Source organism: Cellulomonas pakistanensis (genome assembly GCF_016862755.1).
Classification (GTDB): Bacteria; Actinomycetota; Actinomycetes; order Actinomycetales; family Cellulomonadaceae; genus Cellulomonas; species Cellulomonas pakistanensis.
The window spans coordinates 79,970-102,919 of sequence record NZ_BONO01000012.1 but is presented as its reverse complement, the minus strand read 5'-3'; the positions used below and the strand labels follow the sequence as shown (position 1 = coordinate 102,919).

The window sequence follows — 22,950 nt, the reverse complement described above, 5'->3', positions numbered from 1 at the left end:
GTGCTTTCTGGTCGGATCCGGTGGTTTGTGTGCGGTCCGCGGTGCCGGGACCCCGCGGTGGCGGCGTCGCCCCGCCGGGTCGGCACCGGCGCGCCAGCGGCGCAGTGGTGCGATCGCGTCCTCGATGGGGCAGAGTGCACCGCAGGCCGCCCGACGGCGGTCGCGGTGCCCGGCGCCGTGGCCGGGACCGGTGGCGGCGCGTGAGATGCTCAGTATGCTGAGCATCTCACTCGAGCCCTGGGGAGGACGCGTGCGCAGTGCCCGCACCCGAGCGGACGGGAGCGGCGGTCTCGTGGCCGACGCGCCCGCGCGCGCCCGCGCGGACACGGGCCACCACCCGGACCCGGCCGGCCCGGCCCGCGCCGACGGCCTCGCCGTCCACGTGGAGGACGGACTCGCCGCGGTGCGCCTGCTGCTGGTGGACGACGCCGCCGCGCGCCGCGCCCGCGCCCGCGAGCTGGCCGCCGAGCACGCCGCCCTGTGGCGCGCGGTCGGCGAGCAGGTGGGCGGCGGCCGGCTCATGCGCCCGCGCCTGACCGTCGCCGCGTACCTCGGCCTCGGCGGGACCGACCTCGCCGCGGTCGCGCCCGTCGCCGCCGCGCAGGAGGTCCTGCACACCGCGATGCTCGTGCACGACGACGTCCTCGACCACGACGAGACCCGCCGCGGCCGCCCCAACGTGACGGGGACGGTCCGCCGGCGGCTCGCCGCGCGCGGGGTCGAGGGCCCCGCGGCGGACGGCCCGGTGCTCGCGGCCGGGCTGCTCGGCGGCGATCTCGCGATCGCGGCGGCGTTCGACCTCGTCGCCTCCGCGCCGGTGCCCGCCGCGACCGCCCTGCGCGTCGTCCGCTCCATGGCCCGGGCCGTCGACATGACGGTGGCGGGCGAGCTGCTGGACGTCACCGGTGCCCTGCACGGCCCCACGTCGGTCGACGCGCTGCGCGTCGCCGAGCTCAAGACGTCGGTGTACTCGTGCTGCACGCCGCTGTCCGCCGGGGCGGTGCTCGCGGGCGCCGACGAGGCCGTGTGCGGGGTCCTGGACCGGTTCGGCACGGCCTTCGGCATCGCGTTCCAGCTGCTCGACGACGAGCTCGGCGTGTTCGGCGACCCGGCGGTCACGGGCAAGTCGGTGCTGTCGGACCTGCGCGAGGGCAAGCGCACCGAGCTGCTCCGGCTGGCCTACCTGCGGGCGGACGGTGCCCAGCGCGCCGTGCTGGACGCGCTCGTCGGCCGCCCGGACCTGTCCGAGGACGACGCCGCCCGGGTGCGCGCGGTCATGGAGGACTCGGGCGCCCTGCACGAGGCGCGCCTGGTGCGCGCGGACGCGGTCCGCACCGCCCGGACGACCGCCCGCGAGGGCCTGCCGGACGAGCTCGCCGGCTACCTCACCGGCCTGGTCGACGCGACGGCCGGGGTGGCCGGTTGACCGCGACCCAGAGGCCGGTCCGGGCCGCGTCGGCCGCGCTGTACGACCGCACCGCCGCCCGGGCGAGCCGCGCCGTGCTGGCCGGATACTCGACGTCGTTCGGCCTCGGCACCCGGCTGCTCGGCCCGCGGGCCCGCCGGGACATCGAGGCCGTCTACGCGCTGGTCCGGATCGCCGACGAGGTGGTGGACACCCGCGGCGGGGACGACGCGGCGGCGCTGCTCGACGAGCTCGAGGCGCAGACCGCCCGGGCCATGGCGTCCGGGTACTCGACCAACCTCGTGGTGCACGCGTTCGCCCGCACCGCCCGCCGCACCGGGATCGGCGCGGCCGAGGTCGACCCGTTCTTCGCGTCGATGCGCGCGGACCTCACGGTCCGGGTGCACGATCGCGAGTCCTACCTCCGGTACGTCTACGGGTCGGCGGAGGTCGTCGGCCTCATGTGCCTGCAGGTGTTCCTCAACGCGGACCGCGCGCCCGGCGAGCCGGTGCGCCGGCCCGACGCCGCCACGGTCGACGGGGCGCGGGCGCTGGGCGCCGCGTTCCAGAAGATCAACTTCCTGCGGGACCTGGGCGCCGACGCCGGCGAGCTGGGCCGGCTGTACTTCCCCGGCGTGGGGCCCGAGGGGCCGACCGACGCGCAGCTCGCGGCGATCCTCGACGAGATCGGCGACGACCTGGCCCGGGCGCGGGCGGCGCTGCCGCGGCTGCCCCGGCGGGCGCGCGCGGCGGTCGCGGCGACGCTCGCGCTGTACGACACGCTGCTCGCCGACCTGGCCGCGACGCCCCCGGAGCGGGTGCTGGCCACCCGGGTCCGGGTGAGCACGCCACGGAAGCTCGGGGTGCTGGCGCGCACGCTGGCGGGCGAGGCGGCGGACGCCGCGCGCTCGCGGGGCGGCGCGCGGAGCGGCGGGCACGGGGACGGCGGCGGTCGCGGCGGCGCGACGCGCGCGCAGGACGACGGACGAGACGACGGAGGTGCGGCGTGACGGGTCGGGTGGTCGTGGTCGGCGGCGGGATCGGCGGCCTCGCGACCGCGGCCCTGCTCGCCCGGGGCGGCGCGGAGGTCACGCTGCTCGAGCGGCACGACCGCGTCGGCGGCCGCACCGGGATCTGGGAGCAGGACGGGTTCCGGTTCGACACCGGGCCGTCCTGGTACTTCATGCCCGAGGTGTTCGACCACTTCTTCGCGCTGCTCGGCGAGCGGATCGAGGACCACGTCGACCTGGTCCGGCTCGACCCGGCCTACCGGCTGTTCCCGGAGCCCGACCCGGCCCGCGGGCCCGGCGCGCCGTCGGAGCCGTTCGACGTCGTCGGCGACCCGGAGGCGAACTGGGCGACGTTCGAGTCGATGGAGCCCGGCGCGGGCGAGGCGTTCCGCCGGTACACCGCGGAGTCGACCGACGCGTACCGGACGGCGCTCGACCACTTCCTGTACACGACGTTCGAGCGGCCCGACCGGGCGATCAGCGGCGACGTCGCGCGACGCACCGGCACCCTCGCGTCCCTGCTGACCCGGTCGCTGGCCGACAAGGTGGCCGAGACGACCGACCACCCGGTGCTGCGGCAGGTGCTGGGCTACCACGCCGTGTTCCTCGGCTCCTCGCCGTACCGGGTGCCCGCGCTCTACTCGCTCATGAGCCACCTGGACCTGGTCGACGGCGTCCGGTTCCCGCGCGGCGGGATGTACACGATCATCGAGGCGATCGAGCGGCTCGCCGTCGCCCAGGGCGTGACGATCCGCACCGGGGCCGAGGTCGTCGAGGTCGAGGTGGACGGCGCCGCGCGCTCCGCCCGCCACCCGCGCCGCACCGGCGTGGCCCGCGGCGTCCGGCTCGCGTCCGGCGAGATCGTGCCCGCGGACGTCGTCGTGTCCGGCGCGGACCTCTTCCACACCGAGACCGCCCTGCTCGCGCCCGAGCACCGCACGCTGCCCGAGCCGTGGTGGGACGACCGGGGCCCCGGGATCTCCGCGCTGCTGGTCATGGCCGGCGTGCGCGGCGAGCTGCCCGAGCTCGCGCACCACTCGCTGTTCTTCACGCGGGACTGGCCGGGCAACTTCGACGCGATCCTCGGCGAGGGCCGCTCGTCCCGCCCGGAGGACCTGCGCGTCCCCGGCTCCGCCTCGCTGTACGTGTCGCGCACGACGGCCACCGACCCGTCCGCGGCGCCGGAGGGCCACGAGAACCTGTTCGTGCTCGTGCCGTTCCCCGCCGACCCGTCGATCGGGGCCGGGCCCGCGGGCGCCGCCGAGCTGGACTCGTACGCCGACCGGTACCTCGACCAGGTCGGGCGCTGGGCCGGTGTGCCGGACCTGCGCTCGCGCGTCGTCACCCGCAAGGTCGTCGGGCCCGCCGACTTCGCGCGCGACTTCTTCGCCTGGCGCGGCACCGCGCTCGGCATGGAGCACACGCTGCGGCAGAGCGCGATGTTCCGGCCCGCCGACCGCTCGCCGCGGGTGCCGAACCTGCTGCACGTCGGCGGCGGCACCGTGCCCGGCGTCGGCCTGCCGATGTGCCTGATCAGCGCCGAGCTGGTCGCGAAGCGGCTGCTGGGCGAGACCTCGCCGAGCCCGCTGCCCACGCCGCTGCGGCGCGGGTTCCTCGACGCCGCGCGGCGGCGCGGGGCGTGGACGGAGCACGGCGGCACGGCCGCGGGGACCGGCGCGGTCGCGCGCCCGGCCGCCCCGGGCGCCGGCGCTCCGGACACCGCCGGCCCGGCCGGGACCCGCGACGGCGACGCCCTCGCGGCGGGGGCGCGGTGATCCGGTTCGCCTACCTCGGCGCGCTCCTGCTCGCGCTGGGCGGTCTCGCCATGATCGACCACCGGTGGCGCCTGGCGTTCTGGGACGCCCCGCGCCGCGCCGCGGCGTGCGTCGGGATCGGCGTCGCCGGGTTCCTGCTCTGGGACGTCGCGGGGCTGCTGCTCGGCATCTTCGCGCGCGGCGAGAGCCCGCACATGACCGGGCTGCTGCTCGCGCCGGAGCTGCCCGTCGAGGAGGCGGTGTTCCTCACGCTGCTCTGCTACAACGCGCTGCTCGCGTGGCGCGGGATCGACCGCGCGCTCGTGGCGCGGCGCGCGCGGGCCGGCGGGGCGGTGCACCGGTGACCAACATCGTGCTCAACGTGATCGTGCTGGCCGTGGTCGTCGCGGCGTCCTGGCGGGTGCTGCGCCGGATGCGGCTCGGCCCGGTCGCCGGCGCGGCGCTCGTGCTGTGCGTGCTCACCATGGTGTTCGACACCCTGATGATCGCCGCTGACCTGTACGTCTTCGACGAGGACAAGATCCTCGGCGTCTACCTCTGGGGGGCTCCGCTGGAGGACTTCTTCTACGCCGTCGTCGCGGCGCTGGCGATGCCGGTGCTGTGGACCGTGCTCGAGCGCCGGTCGGGCGCCCGCGCGGCGACCGCACCCGCGGCGCCGGGCGCCGGGACCCCGGGGGGCGACGCGTGAGGCAGGTGCTCGCGGCCTCGCGGCCGTTCTCGTGGATCAACACCGCGTACCCGTTCGCCGCCGGCTACCTCCTGGCGACCGAGGGCCGGGTCGACCTCACGTTCGTCATCGGGACGCTGTTCTTCCTGATCCCGTACAACCTGCTGATGTACGGCGTGAACGACGTGTTCGACTACGCCTCCGACCTGCAGAACCCGCGCAAGGGCGGCATCGAGGGCGCGCTCGCCGACCCGGCCGTCGCGCGCGTCGTGCACCGGCGGATCCTCTGGGCGAGCGCGCTGTCCGTGCTGCCGTTCCTGGTCTACCTGCTGGCGGTGGGCTCGCTCGCGGCGGGGCTGACGCTGCTGCTCGTCGTGTTCCTCGTCGTCGCGTACTCGGCGCCGGTGCTGCGGTTCAAGGAGCGCCCGGTCCTGGACTCCGCGACGTCGGCGATGCACTTCGTCGGCCCGCTGCTGTACGCGCTGGTGCTCGTCGGGGCCGACCTCGGGTCCCGCTCCGTGTGGCCGGTGCTCGTCGCGTTCGTGCTGTGGGGGATGGCGTCGCACGCGTTCGGCGCCGTGCAGGACGTGCGGGCCGACCGCGAGGGCGGGATCGGCTCGGTGGCGACCGTGCTCGGGGCGCACGCGACGGTGGTCCTCGCGACCGTCGCGTACGTGCTCGCCGCCGCGGTCCTGCTGGTCCTCCCGTGGCCGGGGTGGCTCGCCGCGGTGCTGCCGCTCGTCTACGCCGCCAGCACCGCGCGGTTCTGGTCGGTGCGGGACGAGGACTGCGAGCGCGCGAACGCCGGGTGGCGGACGTTCCTCTGGCTGAACCTCGTCGTCGGGTTCCTCGTGACGATGCTGCTGATCGCGATCGCCCTCACCACCTGACGCGTGACGGCGCCGCGCGCCGAGCCGGTCGGCGGCCGCCGCCGCGAGGTGTGCAGGTCGTGCGGAGGCTCCGCGGCGCGCCCCGGGCCCGGTGGTGACGCCGTCGCCGGGCGTGTTCGATGGCTCGCGTGATCCGAAGCGCAACGCAGGCCGCCGTGCAGGCGGCGACGACCGAAGAAGCCGTCGACACCGCCCGGGACGTGCTCGTCCCGGTGCTCTGGGTGGCCGGCGCCGTGCTCGTGGCCCTCCTGGTCGCGGTGCTGATCGGCGCCGCCGTCCGGACCGTCGCCAAGAAGTCCGTCCTGGCCGCCGACCTCGCGAAGCGGTCCAGGCGCCCGCTGCGCGCGGTGCTCATCGTCATCGCCGTGTGGGTGGCGCTGGCGATCTCCGTGTCCGACGCGGACTGGGAGACCTCGTGGATGCGCGCCGTCGGCCACGTGCTGCTGATCGCGCTGATCGCCGCGACGACCTGGCTGGTCGGGACCCTCGCGTTCGTGGTCGAGGACCTCGCGCTGTCCCGGTACCGGGTCGACGTCAAGGACAACCGGCACGCCCGCCGGGTCCGGACCCAGGTCCAGCTGCTGCGCCGCATCACCGTCGCCGTGCTGGTGATCGTGGGCGTCGCCGCCGTGCTGCTGACCTTCCCCGGGGTGTCCGCGTTCGGCGCGAGCCTGCTGGCGTCCGCCGGTCTGCTGTCGGTCGTGGCCGGTCTGGCGGCGCAGAGCTCGCTGGCGAACGTGTTCGCCGGGCTGCAGATCGCGTTCACCGACGGCATCCGCGTCGACGACGTCGTGATCGTCGAGGAGGAGTGGGGCCGGATCGAGGAGATCACCCTCACCTACGTCGTCGTGCACATCTGGGACGACCGCCGGCTGATCCTGCCGTCGACCTACTTCACGCAGACGCCGTTCGAGAACTGGACCCGGCGCGCCGCCGAGCTGCTCGGCACCGTCGAGATCGACGTCGACTGGCAGGTGCCGGTGGACGAGCTGCGCGCCGAGCTCAACCGGCTGCTCGCCGACACCGACCTGTGGGACCACCGCGTCGGCATCCTCCAGGTCACCGACGCGGTGAACGGGGTGGTGCGGCTGCGCGCGCTCGCGAGCGCCGTCGACGCCCCGACGCTGTTCGACCTGCGCTGCTACCTGCGCGAGGGCCTGGTGGCGTACCTGCAGCGGAACGCCCCGCAGGGCCTGCCGCGCACGCGCATCGAGACCACGAAGGGCGCGCCGCTGCCGGTCGAGGCCCCCGCGCCGGCGCAGGCCCGGCGGCCGCGCACCGGCGCGCACGCGGTCGTGGAGCCGGCGCCCGAGACCGGCCAGCTCGACGCCCGCCTGTTCACCGGCAGCGTGGAGGCCATGCAGCGCGCCGGGTCGTTCGCGGGCCCGGGCGAGGACGTCATCGCCGAGCGCGAGGAGCACGCGGCGGAGGCCCGGCAGGACGCCGAGACGACGGCCGGGCGGTCGTCGGGCGGGCGCAAGGTGGCCGTGGTGCCGGCGCCCGGGACGGACGCGGTGCCCGTCGCGGTGCGCACGGCCGGGGTGACGGAGGCCGACGCGGTGCCGGTGGCCCCGGCGACCGGGGCGGAGTCGGGCGCGGCGGAGGCCGGTGCGACGGGCGCGGCGCCGGCGTCGATCGCCCCGGCGGAGGGGCCGGACCGCGCGGAGGAGCCGGCCGCCGCGGGGGAGCCTGGTCGCGTGGAGCAGCCGGCCCCGGCGTCGGAGCCCGCTCGCGCGGACGAGCCGGCTCGCGCGGAGGAGCGCGCGGCCGCCGACGATGCCCCGGCGGCCGTACCGACGGGCGCGGCGCGCACCTCGGAGCCGATGGCGGGGCGCGGGGACGAGTCCGGCACGATGGTCCTGCCGGCCTACGCCGACCCCGCGACCGCCGCGATCCCGCCCGTCGCCGGGACCTCCCGGTCGACGGGGGAGACGCAGGTGCAGCCCGCGGTGCGCCCGGACGGCGCCGGCGGGGCGACCGACGACGCCCGGGACGACGCCCCGAGCAACGCCCCGGACGCGGAGGGCACCCCGGCCCCGCCGACGCGCCGCTCGGTCCGCAGCGCGCCGCTCGACCCCCGCGACCGCCCGTCGCGCTGAGGGAGCAGCACCGAGACGCAGCAGGCGTGGGGTTCGTCGCGGGCGAACCCCACGCCTGCTGCGTGCTCGGCGAGGGGCACCGGCCCGACGCGGTGCGCGCGCGGACCGGGGGCGGTCCGCGGGCGGGATCTGGGCCCCAGGGGAGGAGGGTGCGGCGTCGCCGGGGGGCTTGTCCAGCGCGCTCCGCGCAGCGGACACCGGCGGTCTTGCCCAGCGGACCTGCGCTTGCGTCCCCCGGCGGACCCGCCGACGGTGGAGGGGTCCGATGGTCGCGGCGCTCCGGTGCCGACGACCGCCACCGGCCACGAGAGGAGCACCCGTGCTCACCCTGACCGAGAACGCCAGCACCGCCGTCCGCGACCTCACCACCCGCGCGGGGCTCCCCGACTCGGGCGGCCTGCGCATCGCGGAGTCGCAGCAGCAGCTGGGCTCCTTCGAGCTCGCGCTGGTCCCGGAGGCCGTGCCGGGCGACGACGTCATCGACACGGACGGCGCGACCGTGTTCGTGTCCCCGGAGACCTCGACCGCGCTCGCGGACCTCACGCTCGACGCCGATCCGTCGGCGACCGGCGCCCCCGGCTTCACGCTGGCGCCGCAGGGCTGATCGCCCCCGGGGGCGCCGACCCCCGGACACACGGCGAGGGCTCGCGCAGCCGCTGGTGCGGATGTGCGAGCCCTCGTCGTGCCGGGCGGCCCGGGCGGTCTCCCACCGCGCGGGGCCGGTGCCCGGCCCGGGCTCCGGCGACGGTCTCCCACCGTCGCCGGGCCGGATGCTCCTACGTCAGGCGCGGGCGCCCTTGCGGCCGGTGAGGGCCCCGTAGATCAGCAGCACGATGATCGAGCCGGCGATGGCGAGCAGCCACGTCTGGATCGACCAGAACTCCTCGAGCGGGGCGTCCAGCAGCACGCTGCCGAGCCAGCCCCCGAGCAGGGCGCCGACGACACCGAGCAGCAGCGTGATGAACCAGCCACCGCCCTGGCGTCCGGGCAGGATCGCCTTCGCGATAGCCCCCGCGATCAGACCCAGCAGCAGGAAAGCGAAGAATCCCATCTGGCACCTCCAAGAACTCGTTCGGACGGTGAGAACCGTGGCACGGGTGCGGCGGCTCCGCATCCGGAACGCCCGCGGGCCCGCTGCTCAGCGGGTCGTGGGCGGTCGGGTGACGGGTCGGGTCAGCCCTGGACCGCGTTGAACGCGATGGCGCCGAGGACGAAGCCGAGCACCGTGGCGGCCACGGCCACGATCAGCGCGATCTTGCCCAGGCGCTCCTTGCGGACGACGGCGACGATGCCGGTGACGATGCCGGCGAGGCCGAACACGATCGGCAGGAAGAACAGCCCGATCGCGGCCAGCACGAACGTGATGATCGACAGCACCGGGGTGCCGGTGGCGGGCGTCGACACGCCGTAGCCGCCGGGGGCCGCGGGCGCGGCGGGCGGCGGCGTCTGGCCGGCGGGCTGCTGCGGGTTCTGTCCGTACGGGTGGGTCATGGCATTCCCCTGTCTCGTTCTCGGCACCGGTGAGCGCATTCCGACCGCCATCGGGGCGGCACGCCGGAAACTAGGACGAATGCGACATAGCCGCCCGTCGAGCGAGCGCCGGGCGGCCGTTGTCACCCGGACGGGTGGCGGGTCGGGTCCCGGTCAGGCCGCCGGCAGCAGTGCGAAGGCGTTGCCCTCGGGGTCGGTCAGGTTGACCCAGCGCGCGGTGCCGCCGACCGCGCCGACCCGGCGCGCGCCGAGCCGGACGAGCCGCTCGGACTCGGACTCGAGGTCCGTCGTCACGAGGTCGAGGTGCAGGGCGTTGCGGACCACTCCGCCGGACGGGACGCGGTCGAAGACGAGGCGCGGGGCGCCGGTGTGGTCGAGCAGCTCGGCGTGCTCCGGGGTGGCCCCGGGGGCGACGTCGCGGCCGAGCGCGGCGCCCCAGAACCGGGCGACGGCCTGGGCGTCGTAGGCGTCGAACGTCACGCCGTGGAAGGTGCTGGCCATGCGGGCCTCCTGAGGTGGTCGGTGGTGCGGGGTTCGCGGGCCGGCGTCGACGGTGCCCGGTGCTCGGTCGGAGGTGACCGGGCGTCGGAGGCGGCGTACCCTGGAACGGAGGAGCCTCCGTTTCGCTGTCGACTCTAAGCGGAGGACCCTCCGGATCGCAAGAGGAGAGGTGCCGTGACCACCCCGTCGACCCCGTCGACCCCCCTGACCAGGCCGCTGCGCGCGGACGCCGCACGCAACCGCGCCCGGCTGCTGCAGTGCGCCGTCAGCGCGCTCGCCGAGGACGGCGACGCGCCGCTCGAGTCGATCGCGCAGCAGGCGGGCGTGGGCATCGGCACGCTGTACCGGCACTTCCCGGAGCGCAGCGCGCTCGTCGAGGCCGCCTACCGCCAGGAGGTCGCCGAGCTGTGCGACGCCGCGCCCGCGCTGCTCGGCCAGGACCGGCCGGCGGTCGAGGCGCTGCGCGAGTGGATGGGCCGGTTCGTCCGGTACGCGGCCGCCAAGCGGGGGATGGGCGCGGCGCTGCGCACCGCGGTCGGCTCGGACTCGTCGCTGTTCGCCGACACGAAGGCGCGCATCGTCGCGGCGATCGACGTGCTGCTGGCCGCCGGCCGGGAGGACGGCTCGGTGCGCCCGGACGTCGACGGCGAGCAGGTGATGCTCGCGATGGGCGGCGTGTGGAACGTGCCCGACTCCGACCGGTGGGCCGAGCGGGTGCGGGGGCTGCTCGACCTGGTCGTCGACGGGCTGCGCTACGGCGCGGGCGCCGCTCCGCGCTGAGCGGACGAACGGCGACGCGCGCCCCCGGGTTCCGGGAGCGGGCGCCGCGCGGGCCGTCAGGCGGCGGACAGGTACGCCGCGATCCGGTCGAACGCGCCGACCCAGGCCTGCTCGGCGAAGAAGTCCCGGACCTCGGGGGTCGGGAAGCCGCTCTGCACGACGCTCATCAGCGTGCCGCCGTCGACGGCGGCGAACGTGACCTCGACGCGGGTCGTCATCGTCTGGCCGTCCGGGCTGCTGCCGACGGACTCCGTGACCAGGCGGTGCGGCCGGTCGATCTCGAGGAACGTCTGCGTCTCGCGGAACAGCTCGTCGCGGCTGGGCCCCCACACCGCGGTCTGCTGCCCGCCGACCCGCAGGTCGACCTCGATCTCGACGACGCCAGGCTCGGTGTCGAGGATCGCGAACCAGATCCGCTGCTTCTCGGCGTCGGTGTAGGCGTCGAAGACCTCGTCGGGGGTGGCGGGCAGCACGCGCTCGGCGCGCAGCTCGATGTCGGTGGTGCCGGTGGCGTCGGTGCTCATGCGGGTGGTCCTTCCGGGGTGCGCGGGGCGGCGGCCGTCTCACGGCCGCGCTGCAGGGTGAAGAAGGCCTCGAGCCCGTCCAGCCGCCGCTCCCACAGCCGCTGGTAGAACCCGATCCAGGACATCGCGTCGTCCAGGCGCTCGGTGCCGAGGCGGCACTGCCGGGCGCGCCCGACCTTCTCGGTGACGACCAGGCCCGCGTCCTCGAGCACCCGCACGTGCTTCGTCATGCCGGTGAGGGTGATCCCGTACGGCCCGGCGAGCTGCCCGATCGTGGCGGGGCCGTCACCGAGGCGCACGAGGACGTCGCGCCGGGTCGCGTCGGACAGGGCGGCGAACACCTCGTCCAGGCGCTGTTGCTGAACCATGAGGTTCACCATAACGCTGAACCGATCGGTGCACAATCCCCGTGCGATCCCTCGTCGGCGGGCACCGCAGCCGGGCGCCCGACGGGTCGCGGGATCGCCGAGACCCACTGATCCGGTCGAGACCGCCTGAACCGGACGGGGGTCTCGGCCGGATCAGTGGGTCTCGCGGAGCGCGGCGCCTCCGGCGCAGCACGGCGGCGCAGCGCGGCGGCGCAGCACGGCGGCGCAGCAAGGCGGGGCAGCGCGGCGGGGCCCGCGGGGTCAGGAGGCGCGGGCGCGGCGGTACGACGGGAGGCGCAGGCGCGCGGCCCAGCCCGGGACGCGCAGGTCGCCCGGGACGTGCAGCACCGGGTCGAACCGCAGGCCCGGGTCGTCGCGGTCGCCCGGCCGCGCGGGGCACACCAGGCGGCCCAGCCGGTGCCACCGGCCGCCCGGGCGGGCGGACAGCAGCACCAGGTCGACCCCGCCGTCCCGCGGGGCGTCCGGCGCCGGGACCGCGGCGACGAGCAGCGGCCGCCCCTCGGCGTCGAGGAACGGCATCAGCGTGCCGTGCGGCCCGTCGAGCGGCCGGCGGCGCGGGACGAGGACGAACCGGGACAGCCGGCCGAGCCCGGTGCCGGAGAGCAGCAGGTCGTGGGTCAGCCCGCCGACCTGCCAGCGCACCGCGACACCGAACAGGTCGGGCAGCGGCGCGGGCAGCCCGGCCGAGCGGGACACCCGGGCGACCGCCGGGACGACCAGCGGCGCCCCGAGCTCGCGCGCCCCGGGCGCGCCGGCGTCGTCGACCAGCAGGGTGCCGTGCCGGACGACGCCGCGCGGGTGCAGCGGGCGGGGCGCGCGGCGCAGGTGGTCGACCAGGCCGATCAGCGCGCGCAGGACCGCGCCGGCGGCGTCGGCCACCGGCGCGGTCGGTGCGGGACGCGGGGTCCCGGTGCGGGCGCTCAGGCGCGCACCGTCCGGTCGCGGTCGCGGCGCGGCCACAGGGCGATCGCCAGGCCGGCGAGGGCCGAGACGATGTGCAGGCCGTTGTCGGCGCCGTTGATGTTGAGGACGTTCGCGTCGGGGTTGTCCGCGACGATCAGGCCGTACACGAACGTCGCGCCGTAGCCGACGAACAGCAGCCAGCCGTAGGTGCGCGCCCGGCTGGCGGTGGACCACAGCGCGATGCCGGCGAGGCCGATCACGATGTGCACGATGTTGTGCAGCGGGTTGATCGCGAAGCCGAGCAGCGTCTGCGAGTGGTCGTGCTCGGTGAAGCCGTCGAAGCCCGTGACGAGGAAGCCGGCGAGGCCGACCAGCAGGTAGACGACCCCGATGGCCAGCGCGAGGTACTGGTGCGGCTGCCGCGCGGTCGTGCCGGCGGAGCGGGCTGCGGGAGTGGAAGCGGTCATGGCGGGTCCCTCCGGAGTGCGCGGGGTCACCGGGCGACGCGGTCCTGCGGCGGCGGTGCTGCGCGGGGCGGCGCCGTGTGCTGGACGCGGTCCCAGCATGCGTCGGGGCTGGTCGGCCCGCACCCGGGCGGCTCTCGCCGTGCGACGGCGGCCCGCCGGGGCGATGCTCGACGGCAGGACATGTCCGCCTGGCCGACGAGGAGCACGCATGACCGCCGACGAGAGCCCCCTGCTGACCGCGACCCGCCGACTCGAGCGCGCGACCGCCCTCGACGACGCGGTCGACCGCGTGCAGCCCGTCGTCCTCAAGGCCCTGCGGACCAGCCCGAAGCTCGCCTCGCTGCTGCACGGCAAGCCCCTCGGGCACGCGGCGCACCCGCTGCTGACGGACGCGCCGATCGGGTTCTGGGTGAGCTCGACCGTGCTCGACCTGACCCCCGGCGGCGGGGACGGCCGCCGTCGCGCCGCCGACCGGCTGCTCGGCCTCGGCATCCTGTCCGCCGTGCCCGCGGCGGTGACCGGGATGGCCGACTGGGCCGTCTCGGACCGGAAGACCCTGCGGGTCGGCACCGTGCACGGCTTCCTCAACAACGTCGCCCTCGGGCTGTACGGCACCTCGTGGCTGCTGCGCCGCGGCGGGCGCCGGGGGCTGGGCGTCGCCGTGGCGCTCGGCGCGGGCGGCGTGCTCGGCGTGAGCGGCTACCTCGGCGGCCACATGGCGTCCCGGCTCGGCTCGCCGCCCACGTCGGCGTCCGGCCCGGCGGAGCACGAGGGCCGCGAGGGCACGGCGGCCGACCGCGCGGCCTGACCAGCGCTGCTCCGGCGCGCGGGCGGCGACACCTGCTGCGACGATCGGGCGATGGCCCCCGAGCGCATCTCCGACCGGCTGCTGAGCTGGGCGTCGCTCCTGGACCCGCAGACCCGGGAGCAGGCGCTGCGCACCGCGGAGCTCCCGTTCGTGCACCCGCACGTCGCCCTGATGCCCGACGCCCACCTGGTCAAGGGGGCGACGGTCGGCAGCGTGATCCCGACGCTCGGCGCGATCATCCCGGCGGCGGTCGGCGTCGACATCGGCTGCGGCATGATCGCGGTCCGCACGCAGTGGTCGGCGGACGACCTGCGCGCCGCCGGGCCCCTCGCGCGGCTGCGCACCGACGTCGAGCGCCGGGTCCCCCTGTCGGCCGGCGCGTACAACCGCCGCGTCGAGGGCTCGGCCGCCGAGCGCGTCGCGACGCTGGAGACCGCGGCCGAGGCGGCCGGGTTCGACCCGGCGTCCTACGCCCCGACCTGGCGCGTGCAGCTGGGGTCGCTCGGGTCGGGCAACCACTTCATCGAGGTCAGCGCCGACGAGACCGGCCGGGTGTGGCTGTTCCTGCACTCCGGCTCCCGCGGCGTCGGCAACAAGCTCGCCCAGCACCACATCCGCGTCGCCGCGGACCGCTGCCGGGCGGCGGGGGTCGACCTGCCCGACCGCGACCTGGCGTTCCTCGAGGAGGGCACGCCGGAGTTCGACCGCTACATCCGCGAGCTCCGCTGGGCGCAGGACTTCGCCCTGCTGAACCGCGAGGAGATGATGGACCGGGTCGCGGCGGCGGTGGGCGCGTTCGTCGGCGAGGACGTGGTCGAGGCGGAGCGGGTCAACTGCCACCACAACTTCACCGAGCGCGAGGAGCACGCCGGCCGCACGGTCTGGGTGTCCCGCAAGGGCGCCATCCGCGCGCGGGCCGGCGACGCGGGGCTGATCCCGGGGTCGATGGGCACCGCCTCCTACGTGGTCGTCGGCCGCGGCGAGCCGGAGTCGCTGTGCTCCAGCCCGCACGGCGCCGGGCGCGCGTACTCGCGGACGGCCGCGCGGAAGCGGTTCACCCGGGCGCAGCTCCGGGAGGCCATGGCCGGCATCGAGTACCGGGACACCGACGCGTTCCTGGACGAGATCCCGGCCGCGTACAAGGACATCGACGTCGTGATGGCGGACGCCGCCGACCTGGTGGAGGTGCGGCACACGCTGCGCCAGCTCGTGAACGTGAAAGGAGACTGACGTGGCGGTGGTCGTGGACGGGGCGACGGGTGGCGGGATGACGGCGGGTCGGGCGGCGACGTTGCTGGTGCGCGGTCCCGGCGGCGCGGTGCGCGTCCTGGGGCTGGCGAGCGCGGCGGTCGCCGCGGTCGCCCTGGGGCCGGTGGACGCGGCCCTCCTGCTGCTCGTGCTCGCCGGGCTGGTCGTGCCGCTGACGGCGAGGGTCGACCCGCGGCTCGACGCGGCGTACGGGATCGGGCTGCTCGCGTCGGGCTGGGCCGGGGTGCTCGACCTGTACCAGCGGATCTCCTGGCTCGACATCGTCATGCACCTGGTCGTGACCGGGCTCATCGCCGCGGTCGGCCACCTGGTGGTCGCCCGGCTGACGGGAGCGGTCGTCGACCCGGTGGTGCCCGCGCCGCGGCGGGTGCAGGTCGGGTCGGTGGGCTTCACCTGGGCGCTCGGGCTGGCGCTCAGCGTGTTCTGGGAGGTCGGGGAGTACCTCGGGAACACCTACATCGACGCGACGATCCACGTGGCCTACCGCGACACGATCGGCGACATGGTGCTGGGCGGGCTGGGCTCGCTGGTCGCAGGCGTGGCGCTCGTGCGCGCGAGCCGCCGCCGCGCGTAGCGGGGGTCGTCGCGAGGGCCTCGGCCGGCCTGGCAGAGTGGGCCCGGCGCACGCCGTCCGCCATCCCCTCGACGAGGCAGGGAGCCGATGATCCACCATCTGCGCGCCGGGGGCGTCAGCCTCCTGCTCGACGCCCGCGGCACCGGGGTGCCGGCCGTGCTGCACTGGGGCGCCGACCTCGGGCACCTCGACGACGGCGCCCTGGCGGCGCTCGCGGACGCGCTCGTGCCCGCGGTGCCGCCGAGCTCGGTCGACGACCCGCTGCGGCTGACCCTCGTGCCGACCCTGTCGCAGGGGTGGTCGGGGCAGCAGGCGCTCGCGGTGCACCGGGACGGCCGGCTCGACGTCGACCCGGCCCTGCTGTCGGTCGAGCGCGTGAACGTCGACTGGGACGACGTCCTGCTGGTCGACGTCGGCGACGCGGAGGCGGGTCTGGAGGTGCGCACCGAGCTGCGGCTGTCGCCCGAGGGCGTGCTGGCGGTGCGGAACGAGCTGCGGAACGTCGCGGGCACGCCGCTCGGCGTCGGCACCCTCGACGTCGTCCTGCCGGTGCCGGACCGGGCGCGGGAGCTCGCCGACCACACCGGCCTGTGGGCGCACGAGCGGCGGCCGCAGCGGCTGACGCCCGGGCACGGCGTGTGGCTGCGGGAGGCGCGGCACGGCCGGCCCGGTCACGACGACGCGTACCTGCTCGCGGCGGGCACGCCCGGCTTCGGTTTCCGGACCGGCGAGGTGTGGACCGCGCACGTCGCGTGGAGCGGCGACCGCCGGCTGTGGGCCGAGCGCAACCCGCTCGGCCCGGCGGTCGTCGGCGGCGGCGAGCGGCTCGACCCGGGCGAGGTCGTGCTGGGGCCCGGGGAGGTGCTGACCACGCCGTGGCTCGTCGCCACCTGGTCGGACGCGGGGATCGACGGCGCGAGCGACCGGCTGCACCGCCGGCACCGCCGCCGCCGGGGGCCGCTGCGCCCGCGCCCGCTCGTGCTCAACACCTGGGAGGCCGTCTACTTCGACCACGACCTGCCGACCCTCGCGCGCCTGGTCGACGCCGCCGCGGCGGCCGGGGTCGAGCGGTTCGTGCTCGACGACGGCTGGTTCCACGGGCGCCGGGACGACCGCACGTCGCTCGGCGACTGGACCGTCGACGCGGCGGTCTGGCCCGACGGGCTGCACCCGCTCGCGGCGCTGGTCCGGGACGCCGGCATGGAGCTCGGCCTGTGGGTCGAGCCCGAGATGGTCAGCGCCGACTCCGACCTCGCGCGGGCGCACCCCGAGTGGGTGCTCGGCCGGGCGTCGACCCCGGAGTGGCGGCACCAGCGCGTGCTCGACCTCGCCGACCCGGGCGCGTGGGCGCACGTGCACGACGCCCTGGCGGCGCTGCTGCGCGAGTACCCGATCGCCTACCTCAAGTGGGACCACAACCGCGACCTGCTGAGCGGCTCCGCGCACCGGCAGACCGAGGCGCTGTACCGGCTGCTCGACGCCCTGCGGGAGGAGTTCCCGCACGTCGAGATCGAGTCGTGCGCCTCCGGCGGCGGGCGGGTCGACCTCGGGATCGCCGACCGGGTCGACCGGTTCTGGCCGTCCGACACCAACGACCCGCTCGACCGGCAGGAGATCCACCGCTGGACGTCGGTGCTCGTCCCGCCGGAGCACCTGGGCGCGCACCTCGGCGACGCGCGTGCGCACACCACCGGGCGGTCGAGCGACCTCGGCTTCCGGTTCGCGACCGCGCTGTTCGGGCACGCCGGGATCGAGTGGGACCTGACGCGGGCGTCCGACGAGGACCGCGCCGCGGTCGCGACCTGGGCGGCGGCGTACCGGGACCTGCGCGGGCTGCTGCACTCCGGCACGGTCGTGCGGGCCGACGTCGCGGACCCGGCGCTCGCGGTGCACGGGGTCGTCGCGGAGGACCGGTCGGCGGCCGTCGTCGCGCTGGTGGCTCTGTCGGCGCCGGGGGTGTCCCGGCCGGCGCCGGCGCGGGTGCCGGGGCTCGACCCGGACGCGTCGTACCGCGTCGAGGTGGTCGACCTCGGCGCCGGCGCCCCGCGGACGCTCGACGCGGGCGCGCCGGCGTGGTGGACGGCCGTGGCGGGCGGCGGGTCGGTCGTGCTGCCCGAGAGGGCGCTGGGCGAGACCGGGCTCGCGTGGCCGCTGCTGACGCCGCAGCAGGCGGTCGTGCTGCGGCTGACGGCGGTCTGAGCCCGCCGGCGGTCGGCCGTCAGCGCGCGCCGGCCCCCGCGGGGGTCGGCGCGTCCGTGCGGGGGGTGCCCGGGTCGTCCGCGTCGTCGGCGGGGGCCTTGCGGAAGATGATCTTGAGGATCGGGAAGAACACGACGAACGAGATCAGCGCGTTGATGATCATCGTGACCACGTCGGCGCCGGTCTCGCCGGTGCTGTCCCAGCGGTCGATCATCCACCGGTAGATCGGGTCCTTGTAGAACCCCTGCAGCCAGGCGGCGGCGAACGTGATGACGACGTACGCGAACGCGTACCAGGCGGCCGCGCGCCACACGTCGCCGTCCGACTTGAACGTGACGGTGCGCTGCAGGAAGAAGTTGATGATCTGCGCGATCGCCAGCGTGACCTGCACCGCCAGGAAGTACGCCAGGCCGCCGCCGCCCGCGGGCAGCGCGCCCGCCGCGTAGTCGAAGACGAAGAACGTGCTGCCGTCCGCGTTCGTGTTCACGGGCAGCACCTGGAACGCGGTGTCGACCAGCGGGGTCGTCCCGAACACCCACTTGAGCACCGGCATGAGTGCGAGCTGGAGCACGGTCATGCCCTGGCTGATGAGCGTGAACACGACGAACTCGGCCACGGCGGGGCGGCCCTCGGCGAAGCGGCGCCAGGCGTCGCGGGTGCGGCTGAGCATGCGGGTCCTCCTGCGTCGGCACGACCCGGCTCGTCCCGGGGGCCGAGGCCAGGAAAGCCGACCGGCGGTGCGGTCCCGTCCCGTCGGGCACAACCTGTCCGCTGAGGTGCACAGGCTGTCGCGCGGTGCCCTCCGGCGCCCGAACGGTCGAACCGGGAGGTCACGGCTGCGCCGTCCGGGCGCACCGGGTCCCCGTCGCGTCAGGTGATCCGCGAGAATCCTCCCATGACTGATCCGCAGGGGGCCCAGGGCCACGATCGTCCGCAGCCGTCCGACCCCGACGCGACACCCGTACGCGGCGTGCCCGCCGTCCCGCCCGTCCCCGAGGCGCCGCCCGCCGGGGTGCGCGCAGCCGGCAACCCCTTCGCGCCGCCGTCCGCCGGCAGCCCGTCCGCCGTCCGCCCGCCCGCCGCGACGCCGCCCGCGCCCCCCACGGCGTCCCGGCCGCCACGGCGCGCCGTGGCCTGGACGGCCGGCGGCGTGGCCGCCGCGCTCGTCGTCGTCGCCGGCGGACTCGGCGTCGGCCGGCTGGTGCGGGACGACGACCCGGCGCGCCCCGGTACCGCCCCGGCCGACGTCCAGCGGGTCGACCTCGGCGCTGCGGAGTTCGACGACGTGCTCCTCGACGTCGCACCGACCCACGAGTTCTCCCTGCCGATCGAGTGGGCGCTCGAGGACCTGCCGGACGCCCCGACCGACCGGGGCGTCGTCCAGGTGTTCGCCGACCAGCAGCTGACCATCCCCGCCACGGACGCCATCGCCCACGTGAGCTGGGACGGGACGATCTCGGTCAGCCCGCCGAACCACGAGATCCTCGCGTTCGTCCCGGACTTCGAGGAGCAGTTCGGCGACTCCGAGGAGGTGACGCTCAACGCCGCGGGAGAGTGGGGCGTCCACGACCGGTACTTCATCGCCGAGTACCGGGACCGCGCCACCGGCGAGCCCCTGCCGGAGCCGCGCGTGACGGCCTTCACGGTCGACGACGACGAGCAGGCCGTGCAGTCGTCGGTCCGGGTCGACGACGACGGCGTCGCCCACTTCTCCTGGGACGCGGTCGAGGGCGCCGACGAGTACTACATGGTGCGGGCCGACGACATGGGCGTCGACGTCATCGGCACCACCTCGGGGACCACGTGGTCGTCGATCGAGCAGGACGCCGACGTGCAGGCCGCCCTGGCGGCGACGGAGGTCCTGGACCGGGACGTCTACGCGATGAACCAGGCCTTCACGGTCGGCCTCTTCGGGGAGGATGACGCGGTCGACGGCTTCACGGACGACGGCCTCGCGGTCGCGCCCGGGTTCGGCGTCGTCGCCGTCGTCGACGGCGAGGTCGGCCCGCTCGCGGTCCAGGGAGGCGCCGACCTGGTCAGCCGCCTCCCCGCCCAAGAGGCGTTCAACGCCGCCGAGGAGATGGGTGTGACGGGCGCGACCGTCAAGACGCTCGAGCAGCTCCCGACCTCCTACCCGGTGTCCCTGGCCGACGGCTCCACCGTCGTCCGGCCGGTCACCTACGACGCGGACGCCATCACCGAGGCCGAGACCTGGACCGGCACCGAGGACGACGCCGGGAACGTCACGATCACCGGCTCGCGGATCGACTACCGGATCCCCTACCGGGTCGTCGGGACGATGTTCACCGACACCTACACGGTCCGGGCGCCGGACATGGAGGCGGCCCGTGCGGGCGCACGCGCCGCGGACGAACGCGCCGCCGCGGCGCGCGCGCGGACCGGTGACGAGCAGTCCTACGTGTACGTCGAGGCCGGCGCGGGCGACCCGGGCGAGGGCGACGTCGTCAGCCGGGTCGCCCCGGAGGTCCCGTACCAGGTGAACGGCAGCAACCCGCTCACGACGTACCTCGCCGCGAACCTCGTCGCCGGCGAGCGCTACGTCGACGTGAGCGCCTTCGTCGGCAGGGGCTCGGCCATCACCCCGACCGGGGTCTCGCTCTGGGACGCGTTCGACGAGGCGCTCGCGCAGAACCCCATGGCGCTCGCGTACGGGCGGACGAGCGTCGGGTACTCACCGGACCAGCAGCTCCTCAGCATCTCGTACACCGGCTTCGACAGCGAGGCCGCGCGGGTCTCCGAGCAGGAGTCCGTCGCCGCGGCGGTCCAGGACGTCGTGGGCCGGGTCGTCACCGACGGCATGTCGGACCGGGACAAGGCCGTCGCGATCGGCGACTACCTCGCGGCGAACGCGGAGTACGACTACGCGGCCCTGGATGTGGCGCGGCAGAGCACCTTCGCGTCGATCGAAGCGCCGCACGCCTTCGTCGCCACCGGCGTCCTGGTGGACGGCCTCGGGGTCTGCGCGTCGTACGCCCAGGCGTACAAGGCGCTGGCGGACGCGGCGGGCCTGGAGGCCGTGTACGTCACCGGCACGGCGAACGCGTCCGGCGAGGGCCACGCGTGGAACAAGGTGAAGGTCGACGGCGCGTGGCGGGTGGTGGACCCGACGTGGAACGACTCGTCCGACCCGAACCGCTATCTCCTGCAGACGGATGCCGAGGCGGCCGGCGACCGGACCGAGGACACGGACTGGATGCTCGACTCGCGGGTCGCGGAGTACGCGGCGGGCTGACCGGCTCGTGACGTGCGGGGCCGGGAGCGCGCCCCGGTCCCGCACGGCTAACCTGCCCGGGTGACCGCCGCCGACCTGGCCCTGCCCTGGCCGCTCACCACCGACCGCCTGCGGGTGCGCCCGGCCACGCCCGAGGACGCGTCCGTCGTGTGGCGGTACCGCCGGCTTCCCGAGGTCGGCCGCTGGATGACCGGGCTGCCGACCGACGAAGCCGCGTTCGCCGCCCAGTTCGCCGAGCCCGACCGGCTGCGCGTGACGCTGGTGGTCGAGCGGGACGGCGTCGTCGTCGGCGACCTCATGATCCGCGTCGAGGACGGCTGGGGCCAGGCGGAGGTCGCCGAGGACGCGAAGGCCACCCAGGCCGAGATCGGCTGGGCCTTCGACCCGGCCGTCCAGGGGAACGGGCTGGCGACCGAGGCGGTCGAGCGGCTGCTCGAGGCGTGCTTCACCGACCTCGGGCTGCGGCGCGTGACCGCGCTGTGCTTCGCGGACAACGCGCCGTCGTGGCGGCTGATGGAGCGGGTCGGCATGCGCCGCGAGGGCGACTACCGGGCGGACTCGCTGCACCGCGACGGGCGGTGGCTCGACTCGTACGCGTACGCGCTGCTGCGCGAGGAGTGGGCCGCGGGGCGCTGACCGCGGGCCGGCAGGGGCTTGCGCGCGCTCCGGGTGGGTGCGGCAGAGTGTCGGCCATGAGGTTCCTGACGTCCGGCAACGGCTGGTGGTGGCGCTCGCAGGGCGCCGCCTGACCTCATGTCCCCGGCCGCCCACCTCGGGCGGCCGCTCCCGTTCCTCGGCACGGCTCCGGACCCGGCGTGGGTGCGCCATCCCCCCTCGAAGGAGAGCCCCCGTGCCCACGCGTGTCTTCACCGGACTCAAGCCCACCGGCCGCCTGCAGCTCGGCAACCACCTCGGCGCCGTCCGCCCGCTGCTCGACCTGGCCGCCGCCCCCGCCGCCGACGTGCTCGTCTGCGTCGCCGACCTGCACGCCCTCACCGTCGACCACGACCCGGCGCGGCTGCGCGCCCTGACCCGGGAGCTGGCGACGACCCTGCTCGCCTGCGGGCTCGACCCGAGCGCCCGGCTGTTCGTGCAGTCGTCCGTCCCGGCGCACACCGAGCTCGCGTACCTGCTGGAGTGCACCGCGACGCACGGCGAGATGACCCGGATGGTGCAGTTCAAGGAGAAGTCGTCGGGCAGCGACTCGATCCGGCTGTCCCTGCTGACGTACCCGGCCCTCATGGCGGCGGACATCCTCGCCCACGACGCCGAGGTGGTGCCGGTGGGCGAGGACCAGCGGCAGCACCTCGAGCTCACGACGACGCTGGCCCGCCGGTTCAACGCCCGGTACGGCGAGACGTTCGTCGTGCCGCGGGCGACCACCCCGCCGGCGACCGCGCGGCTCAAGGACCTGCGCGACCCCGGCGCCAAGATGGGCAAGACCGGATCGGACGGCTCCGGCGTGGTGTTCCTGCTCGACGACCCGGACACGATCGTGGCGAAGGTCCGGCGTGCCGTGACGGACGCCGAGCCGGCCCTGATCTACGACTCGGCGGAGCGGCCGGGCGTCGCGAACATCGCGGCGCTGCTCGGTGCGCTGACCGGGCGGGAGCCCGCCGCCGCGCTCGACGGGCTGCCGGGTTCCGGGGCGCTCAAGCGGGCGGTCATCGACGCGCTCGTCGCGACGCTCGACCCGGTGCGGCGGCGGTACGCGGAGCTCGCCGCCGAGCCGACGGAGGTGGACCGGGTGCTGGCCGCGGGGCGGGACGCGGTGGCGCCGCCGGCCGCGGCGACGGTGGCCCGGGCGCGCGAGGCGATGGGGCTGCTGCGGGTGGGGTAGCGATGGTCCCGGGGCACGGAACCGTCCACAGGCGGCGGGGCGTGCGTCGTCCCCAGGCGCGGGGCCCGTTTGGCGGGTCGTGTCAGGGGTCGTCGGTAGGGTTTTC

Annotated in this window: 24 protein-coding genes; 16 read left to right on the top strand and 8 right to left on the bottom strand. The window is 76.0% G+C overall.

Annotation, left to right across the window (positions count from 1 at the left end; genetic code table 11):
• Positions 1-292 precede the first annotated feature (292 nt).
• From Cpa01nite_RS09655 to Cpa01nite_RS09620, 8 genes are all read left to right on the top strand, one after another.
• Positions 293-1,426 carry a polyprenyl synthetase family protein gene (locus Cpa01nite_RS09655; RefSeq protein ID WP_203668545.1) on the top strand — a complete coding sequence of 378 codons (1,134 nt, stop codon included), beginning with the start codon at positions 293-295 and terminating at the stop codon, positions 1,424-1,426.
• The gene (locus tag Cpa01nite_RS09650; protein ID WP_203668544.1) at positions 1,423-2,415 is read left to right on the top strand and encodes a phytoene/squalene synthase family protein; all 993 of its coding nucleotides are present in this window, start codon (positions 1,423-1,425) and stop codon (positions 2,413-2,415) included. Before Cpa01nite_RS09655 ends, Cpa01nite_RS09650 begins: the two co-directional genes overlap by 4 nt.
• Positions 2,412-4,190 carry a phytoene desaturase family protein gene (gene crtI / locus Cpa01nite_RS09645; protein WP_203668543.1) on the top strand — a complete coding sequence of 593 codons (1,779 nt, stop codon included), beginning with the start codon at positions 2,412-2,414 and terminating at the stop codon, positions 4,188-4,190. The genes Cpa01nite_RS09650 and crtI overlap by 4 nt, the downstream gene beginning before the upstream one ends.
• On the top strand, positions 4,187-4,534 hold the full coding sequence (locus Cpa01nite_RS09640) for a lycopene cyclase domain-containing protein (RefSeq protein ID WP_373307380.1): 348 nt from the start codon (positions 4,187-4,189) through the stop codon (positions 4,532-4,534). The genes crtI and Cpa01nite_RS09640 overlap by 4 nt, the downstream gene beginning before the upstream one ends.
• Positions 4,531-4,878, top strand: coding sequence for a lycopene cyclase domain-containing protein (locus Cpa01nite_RS09635; RefSeq protein WP_203668542.1), 348 nt, complete (start codon positions 4,531-4,533; stop codon positions 4,876-4,878). Before Cpa01nite_RS09640 ends, Cpa01nite_RS09635 begins: the two co-directional genes overlap by 4 nt.
• Entirely contained in the window at positions 4,875-5,747 is an 873-nt protein-coding gene (locus Cpa01nite_RS09630) for a prenyltransferase (RefSeq protein ID WP_158369864.1), read from the top strand. The genes Cpa01nite_RS09635 and Cpa01nite_RS09630 overlap by 4 nt, the downstream gene beginning before the upstream one ends.
• Positions 5,748-5,875: 128 nt before the next feature.
• Positions 5,876-7,846, top strand: a complete 1,971-nt coding sequence (locus Cpa01nite_RS09625) for a mechanosensitive ion channel domain-containing protein (protein ID WP_239068671.1) — start codon at positions 5,876-5,878, stop codon at positions 7,844-7,846.
• A 319-nt stretch (positions 7,847-8,165) separates the two neighbouring features.
• A complete protein-coding gene (locus tag Cpa01nite_RS09620; RefSeq protein ID WP_203668540.1) occupies positions 8,166-8,450 on the top strand; it encodes an adhesin in 285 nt (94 codons plus the stop codon).
• A gap of 177 nt (positions 8,451-8,627) precedes the next feature.
• Here the strand turns inward: Cpa01nite_RS09620 and Cpa01nite_RS09615 are convergent, their stop codons facing one another.
• From Cpa01nite_RS09615 to Cpa01nite_RS09605, 3 genes are all read right to left on the bottom strand, one after another.
• Positions 8,628-8,897 (bottom strand): GlsB/YeaQ/YmgE family stress response membrane protein, encoded by a 270-nt coding sequence (locus Cpa01nite_RS09615; RefSeq protein ID WP_203668539.1) that lies wholly within the window; start codon positions 8,895-8,897, stop codon positions 8,628-8,630.
• A gap of 122 nt (positions 8,898-9,019) precedes the next feature.
• Positions 9,020-9,337: a hypothetical protein gene (locus Cpa01nite_RS09610; RefSeq protein WP_203668538.1), complete on the bottom strand. Its 318-nt coding sequence runs from the start codon at positions 9,335-9,337 to the stop codon at positions 9,020-9,022.
• Positions 9,338-9,490: 153 nt separating this feature from the next.
• A complete protein-coding gene (locus tag Cpa01nite_RS09605; RefSeq protein ID WP_203668537.1) occupies positions 9,491-9,838 on the bottom strand; it encodes a VOC family protein in 348 nt (115 codons plus the stop codon).
• 174 nt (positions 9,839-10,012) lie between these two features.
• On the opposite strand from Cpa01nite_RS09605, the gene Cpa01nite_RS09600 reads away from it, so the two are divergent.
• Complete coding sequence (locus tag Cpa01nite_RS09600) at positions 10,013-10,618, top strand: TetR/AcrR family transcriptional regulator (protein WP_203668536.1); 606 nt, start codon at positions 10,013-10,015, stop codon at positions 10,616-10,618.
• 56 nt (positions 10,619-10,674) lie between these two features.
• Here Cpa01nite_RS09600 and Cpa01nite_RS09595 read toward each other — a convergent pair whose 3' ends face one another.
• The 4 genes from Cpa01nite_RS09595 to Cpa01nite_RS09580 form a co-directional block, all read right to left on the bottom strand.
• Positions 10,675-11,142: an SRPBCC family protein gene (locus tag Cpa01nite_RS09595; protein WP_203668535.1), complete on the bottom strand. Its 468-nt coding sequence runs from the start codon at positions 11,140-11,142 to the stop codon at positions 10,675-10,677.
• Complete coding sequence (locus tag Cpa01nite_RS09590) at positions 11,139-11,510, bottom strand: ArsR/SmtB family transcription factor (RefSeq protein WP_239068670.1); 372 nt, start codon at positions 11,508-11,510, stop codon at positions 11,139-11,141. The genes Cpa01nite_RS09595 and Cpa01nite_RS09590 overlap by 4 nt, the downstream gene beginning before the upstream one ends.
• Positions 11,511-11,771: 261 nt before the next feature.
• The gene (locus tag Cpa01nite_RS09585; protein ID WP_203668533.1) at positions 11,772-12,410 is read right to left on the bottom strand and encodes a hypothetical protein; all 639 of its coding nucleotides are present in this window, start codon (positions 12,408-12,410) and stop codon (positions 11,772-11,774) included.
• Positions 12,411-12,451: 41 nt separating this feature from the next.
• Complete coding sequence (locus Cpa01nite_RS09580) at positions 12,452-12,901, bottom strand: DUF4383 domain-containing protein (protein ID WP_203668532.1); 450 nt, start codon at positions 12,899-12,901, stop codon at positions 12,452-12,454.
• A gap of 208 nt (positions 12,902-13,109) precedes the next feature.
• Here Cpa01nite_RS09580 and Cpa01nite_RS09575 point away from each other — a divergent pair, with 208 nt between their 5' ends.
• From Cpa01nite_RS09575 to Cpa01nite_RS09560, 4 genes are all read left to right on the top strand, one after another.
• Positions 13,110-13,709 (top strand): DUF2231 domain-containing protein, encoded by a 600-nt coding sequence (locus tag Cpa01nite_RS09575; RefSeq protein ID WP_203668531.1) that lies wholly within the window; start codon positions 13,110-13,112, stop codon positions 13,707-13,709.
• Positions 13,710-13,760: 51 nt separating this feature from the next.
• Positions 13,761-14,939 carry an RtcB family protein gene (locus Cpa01nite_RS09570; protein WP_203668530.1) on the top strand — a complete coding sequence of 393 codons (1,179 nt, stop codon included), beginning with the start codon at positions 13,761-13,763 and terminating at the stop codon, positions 14,937-14,939.
• 1 nt (position 14,940) lies between these two features.
• The gene (locus tag Cpa01nite_RS09565) at positions 14,941-15,552 is read left to right on the top strand and encodes a DUF2238 domain-containing protein (protein ID WP_203668529.1); all 612 of its coding nucleotides are present in this window, start codon (positions 14,941-14,943) and stop codon (positions 15,550-15,552) included.
• 87 nt (positions 15,553-15,639) lie between these two features.
• Positions 15,640-17,751 carry an alpha-galactosidase gene (locus Cpa01nite_RS09560; RefSeq protein ID WP_203668528.1) on the top strand — a complete coding sequence of 704 codons (2,112 nt, stop codon included), beginning with the start codon at positions 15,640-15,642 and terminating at the stop codon, positions 17,749-17,751.
• Between the two features lie 19 nt (positions 17,752-17,770).
• On the opposite strand, the gene Cpa01nite_RS09555 is transcribed toward Cpa01nite_RS09560, so the two are convergent.
• On the bottom strand, positions 17,771-18,421 hold the full coding sequence (locus Cpa01nite_RS09555; RefSeq protein WP_203668527.1) for a hypothetical protein: 651 nt from the start codon (positions 18,419-18,421) through the stop codon (positions 17,771-17,773).
• Between the two features lie 225 nt (positions 18,422-18,646).
• On the opposite strand from Cpa01nite_RS09555, the gene Cpa01nite_RS09550 reads away from it, so the two are divergent.
• The 3 genes from Cpa01nite_RS09550 (at position 18,647) to trpS (ending at position 22,844) form a co-directional block, all read left to right on the top strand.
• Positions 18,647-21,004: a transglutaminase domain-containing protein gene (locus Cpa01nite_RS09550; RefSeq protein WP_203668526.1), complete on the top strand. Its 2,358-nt coding sequence runs from the start codon at positions 18,647-18,649 to the stop codon at positions 21,002-21,004.
• A 60-nt stretch (positions 21,005-21,064) separates the two neighbouring features.
• The gene (locus tag Cpa01nite_RS09545) at positions 21,065-21,640 is read left to right on the top strand and encodes a GNAT family N-acetyltransferase (protein WP_239068669.1); all 576 of its coding nucleotides are present in this window, start codon (positions 21,065-21,067) and stop codon (positions 21,638-21,640) included.
• 214 nt (positions 21,641-21,854) lie between these two features.
• Positions 21,855-22,844: a tryptophan--tRNA ligase gene (gene trpS / locus Cpa01nite_RS09540; RefSeq protein WP_203668525.1), complete on the top strand. Its 990-nt coding sequence runs from the start codon at positions 21,855-21,857 to the stop codon at positions 22,842-22,844.
• Positions 22,845-22,950: the final 106 nt, after the last annotated feature.